Genomic DNA, 258 nt, shown 5'->3' with positions numbered 1-258 from the left:
AAGCCCGCTCCCACACGGGTCCGAGTTGGGCATGAAATCCCATTCGGACCCTTCACCGTTATCAGCCTTCGAGCTTGCTTTTGAGCAGTTCGTTCACCTGTTGCGGGTTGGCTTTGCCTTTGGACGCTTTCATCGCTTGGCCGACAAAGAAGCCGAACATCTTGCCGCGCTTGGCTTCGTCTGCCGCACGGTATTGTTCAACTTGCTCAGCATTGGCGGCGAGCATCTCATCGAGTACGGCCGAGATCGCGCCGCTGT

At 57.4% G+C, this 258-nt stretch carries 1 pseudogene; it reads right to left on the bottom strand.

Features of this window, described 5'->3' with window-relative positions:
• Positions 1-61 precede the first annotated feature (61 nt).
• Positions 62-258: pseudogene (gene gatB / locus KZZ04_RS19800) on the bottom strand (Asp-tRNA(Asn)/Glu-tRNA(Gln) amidotransferase GatCAB subunit B); the annotation flags it as partial.

The organism is Pseudoalteromonas sp. CR1 (genome assembly GCF_019392235.1).
In the GTDB taxonomy this organism is placed as follows: Bacteria; Pseudomonadota; Gammaproteobacteria; order Enterobacterales; family Alteromonadaceae; genus Pseudoalteromonas.
The sequence above is the reverse complement of the archived record's forward strand: the minus strand, read 5'-3'. Positions and strand labels throughout refer to the sequence as shown.